Source organism: Corynebacterium sp. S5S1 (assembly GCF_001913985.1).
GTDB classification, from domain to species: Bacteria; Actinomycetota; Actinomycetes; order Mycobacteriales; family Mycobacteriaceae; genus Corynebacterium; species Corynebacterium marquesiae.
Genome location: NZ_MKXT01000066.1, coordinates 1 through 4,405 on the forward strand (window position 1 = coordinate 1; position 4,405 = coordinate 4,405).

A 4,405-nucleotide genomic window follows, 5' to 3' on the forward strand; every position below is an offset into this window, starting at 1 on the left:
TCGCCATTTCTGGGCGAATCGCAGTGCGCCACACCCGGCCCCAGGCCAAAAACAGGCGCTGCAGGCCGTTGAATTTCCGCTCATAAAGCTCCGGCTGCGCATCTTCCACATCAAAGGCTTCCACCGCGGTGTCGTCGTAGCTCATGCCTCGATCCTGCAGGTAGAGCTGGTATGCCACCACAGCGATGCCCAAACCGCCCAGGTCGCCAATGTTTTCCCCCAGGGTGAATTCGCCGTTCACGCCTGGCTTCTCGGCGCTGTCAGCGGTGTCAGAGCCGTCTGCGCTCTCTGCATCGCCTGTACCGGTTTCTGCATCCCGCAGCACCGACGGCACCAAACCATCAAACTGCTGCACGAGTTTTTCGGTCAGCTCATCGAAGGCTTCGCGGTCTTCATCCGACCACCACTGGTTCAGGTTGCCCTGGCCGTCGTAATTCGAACCCTGATCATCAAAACCGTGGCCAATCTCGTGGCCGATGACGGTATAAAACGGTGCGCGCAAAATTGCGGCCGGGAAGGTGATGTCGTTGACCACCGGGTTATAAAACGCATTGACCGTCTGCGGGTTGGCCACCCATTCGTCGCGACGCGCAGGCTTACCCACTTTATCCAGCTCATAGTCATGGCTAAACGCGGCCCCGGCGCGCACATTCGCCACCAGATCGGCGCCTGCCGGGGAAAACTCCAACCCGGAGTAGTCACGCCAGGTATCCGGATAGCCGATTTTCGCTTTGAACTGCTCCAATTTTTCCAGCGCCCGCTCGCGGGTGGCGTGCGTCATCCACTCCAGATCAGAGATGCGCTGGCGGTAGGCGCGGATCAGGTAGTCCACAAGCTCCAGCATGTCTTCCTTGGACGAGGCCGGGAAGTGCTTGTCGACGTAGAGTTTGCCGATCTCCTGGCCCACCAAAGATTCCACGATGCCGACGCCGCGCTTCCAGCGGTCACGCTGCTCGGTGGAACCGGTCAGCTGGCGGCCGTAGAAATTGAAATTCGCCTCGCTGATCTCTTCGGTCAAAATTCCAGCGCGGGAAAGCAGAATGTGCCAGGTGGCCCACAGCTGCCAGTCGGCCAACCGGTCGTCGGTCAGCAGCCCCAGCAGGTGCTCGACGTAGCTCGGCATCATGTTCACCAGGCGATGCTCCGGCAGTTTGCCGCCGCGCAGCAATCGCTGGATCAACTCTGGCAGCTCGTCGAAATCCGTCGGGTTGTAGGTTTTCAGAGCATCGCGGCTGGCCACGACATCCCAGTGGCCGGAAGCGATCTCGGTTTCCAGGGCGACGATGCGCTCTGCGGCCACCTCGGCATCTAACCCGAACAGCTTCGCGGAATCGACAAACCCCAGCATCTTTGCGACGTGCTCGCGGTAGGCAGCCAACGTATCCGCGTGGGTTTCGCTGCGATAGTAGGCCTCATCCGGCAGACCAAGCCCGGATTGCACCAGGTAGGCCACCGCATCTTCACTGCCAGAGTCTTTTTCTACCCAGAATGTCAGCGGGCTGCCCACACCAACGCGTTCCAGCGCGCCCAAGTTTTCGACGAATTCTCCAATATCGCCGACGGAAAGCTTGGCGAAGTCGTCGGCAAGCGGTTCCAGCCCGGCGGCATTAACGCCCTCGGTGTCCATGAAGGAAGCAAACAGGTTGCCGGCGCGGCCGGTGTCCTCATTGACGATCTCTCGGACGTCATCTTCGGATTGATCACGCAGCTTGTGAAAGGTGCCATCCACGGCGCGATCATCCGGGATCACATGGTTTTCCAACCACGGGCCGTTGACATAGGTATATAGGTCATTCATGTTTGCTTAGTTTACTAGGCTGGCTAGCATGCCCGCTCCCGTTTCCCCGCCCGATCTAAGCCCAACCCAACTTCGCTTATACCGCAGCCAACCGCAACGCACGACGCTGCTGTGGGTGGTGCTTGTCGTTGTGGTCGCCATCGCTATGCTCGCGCCCGTGGTGCTCAGCAAAGCGACCCCGTCGGCACGCCAAGCTACTGCCCCACTGGTGGTATCCGACCCACTGGCGGGTTCGGAATTGCACCTGGCGGACCGGGAATGCCCCGTCGACGCATTGGCGCTGACCGGCCAGGGGTGGAATTGCCCAGGGCTCCACATTGAGGCGATAACCACCCCACACGCAGGCGATCCGGACCTGGCGCTGCGCCGCATGTTCCGGTTTATCACGCGCACTGACCTCCCCGAAGGCGATATTTTGCGTGAAGGTGAACAACGCCTGCTCATCGAACCGAATGGCCGAGGTATTGCCATGTCGACGAGCGCAATGGGTGCTTCCCAGGTCATCGTTTTCCGTGGGCTCATCAGCGAAAACTTAGACATCATTACCAGCTCCTGGCGCGAAATTTCCGGGAACGCACTGCCGGAAATCGTCCATGAGCTGCTGCAAGGCTATTCCGGTACTGGCAGCGATGGGGCAGAAAACCCGCTGCCGCAATCCGTTCATAATGCTTCCGTCCAGAACGCATCCGTCCAGAACGCGCACGGACACACAAATGCATCCGCACAACCAGTCAGGCGGCACGTATAACCATGAGCAAATTATTCCGCTATTCACTGTTCTTATTCATCCTGGTGGGGCTGCCATTCATGGCGCTTCCTGTGCTGCCGAATGCCCTCGCTTTGCCCACCCCGGCTGCGATCAGCGCCGTGTTTACCGCGCTGTATTTGGCCGTACTCACCGCGGTGGTTCGTTGCACCCGTCTGTGGCCGTATCAAGGGTGGGCGCCCGCGGTTCTGGCGGTGCTGTGGGGTGCGGGCACCAGTTATGCACTGGTATCGGTGAGCGCACCGTCGATTATTGACCTTGCTGCGTATACCGGTGCGACCACGACGGCCGCGTCCTGGGGTGGGGCCTACCCAGAGGAGATCGCGAAAGCCACCGGTGTGGTTTTCATTTTATTGGCGTTTAAGCAGCTCAACCGCCCGTGGCATGGTTTTGTCATCGGCATGCTCGTCGGCCTGGGCTTTGAATCTTTTGAAAATCTGCTGTACGGCATCGTGATGGCGCCGATCCACCCGTCGTCGGATGTCATGGGTGTGCTGCAGATTTGGGGCGCCCGGGTGTTCCTCGGCCCGTTTTTACATATCGCGTTTACCGGGCTTGCCGGTTGGGGAATCGGCTGGGCATTGTTCGCCGTCGGCCGGGGCTTGGCCTGGCGGCTGGCCCACGCGCTGGGCTGGTTCGCCGTGGCGTTCGCCTGCCATTTCGGCTGGAATATTCTTGGCGACGACCTCGTGCTGCTGATCGGCAGCAAGATCGTCACCGGAATCGTGTTGTATGCGTCGTTTATCTACGTCTGGGTGGCCGCTTTCAAGGCGGCCAAGCCCCAGAACGAGTTGTATACGGCGGTCAGCCAGTTACCTACTGCTGGCCAAACTGACCGTGCACGGTAGGCGTCAGGTTGTGGTACACATGCTTGTGCTCCTGGTATTCCGCCAAGCCGACCTCGCCTAGCGTTGATCCAGATGGTGCAGTGACGCAGCCCGCGCACGATGCGCTCGGCTTTGCCGGCATCGGTGGTAAATACTGCGCCGGTCAGGCCGTAGATGGTGTCGTTGGCGATCTCCAAGGCTTCGTCTTCATCGCGGAAAGTCTCGATGGTCACGACCGGGCCGAAGGCTTCGTCGTAGACGAAATCCATGTCGGCGTTGCGGTCGACGCCGTCGATGACCGTCGGCAAGTAATAAAAGCCTGCGCCCAGATCCGACTGCCCAGTGCCGTGCTGGCCGTTGGTGTCCTCACTGGTGGCAGCGCGTCCGCCAGAAAGGATCTTGGCACCGTGCTCGCGGGCTTCATCCACGTACCCCGCGACCTTTTCTCGGTGCTCGGCGGAAATCAGCGGGCCGGTTTCAGCCTTATCGTCGGTGGGTCCGCCCAGTTTGATGTTGTTGGCGCGCTTGGCAAATTCTTCCACGAATTTATCGTGCAGTGATTCCTCCACCAAGATGCGCGAACCCGCCGAGCAGACCTGGCCGGAGTGGAAGAACGCGCCGTTTAACGCGTTGTCGACGGCAACGTCGAAGTCGGCGTCGGCAAAGATGATATTCGGGTTTTTGCCACCCAGCTCCAGGGCCACGCGCTTGACGGTTTCTGCCGCGTTGCGGGCGATGAGCTTGCCTGTCTGCAGGCCACCGGTGAACGAGACCATGTCCACATCCGGGTGGGTAGACAGCGGATTACCGCAGGCAGCACCAGCACCGGTGATCAGGTTGGCCACGCCGTCTGGCAGGCCGAGTTCCTTGGTCACGGCCATCAGCAGCATCGCCGTATGCGGGGTCAGCTCTGCTTGCTTCAGCACGAAGGTGTTGCCAGCGGCGATGGCCGGTGCAACCTTGTAAGCGACCTGCAGCAGCGGATAGTTCCACGGGGTAACCATGCCGACGACG

At 60.3% G+C, this 4,405-nt stretch carries 3 protein-coding genes and 1 pseudogene; 2 read left to right on the plus strand and 2 right to left on the minus strand.

Translation table 11 applies throughout. The annotated features are described in order from the left end of the window. A partial coding sequence (locus BKN05_RS11790) for a M13 family metallopeptidase (protein ID WP_286688719.1) occupies positions 1–1,798 on the minus strand: 1,798 nt, incomplete at its 3' end. Positions 1,799–1,826: 28 nt separating this feature from the next. Here BKN05_RS11790 and BKN05_RS11795 point away from each other — a divergent pair. Then, positions 1,827–2,546: a hypothetical protein gene (locus tag BKN05_RS11795; RefSeq protein WP_286688720.1), complete on the plus strand. Its 720-nt coding sequence runs from the start codon at positions 1,827–1,829 to the stop codon at positions 2,544–2,546. Positions 2,547–2,548: 2 nt separating this feature from the next. After that, positions 2,549–3,412 carry a PrsW family intramembrane metalloprotease gene (locus BKN05_RS11800; RefSeq protein WP_018120242.1) on the plus strand — a complete coding sequence of 288 codons (864 nt, stop codon included), beginning with the start codon at positions 2,549–2,551 and terminating at the stop codon, positions 3,410–3,412. Here BKN05_RS11800 and BKN05_RS11805 read toward each other — a convergent pair. Beyond that, positions 3,381–4,405 (minus strand): annotated as a pseudogene (locus BKN05_RS11805) (aldehyde dehydrogenase family protein); the annotation flags it as partial. The gene BKN05_RS11800 and the pseudogene BKN05_RS11805 sit on opposite strands and share 32 nt — an antisense overlap.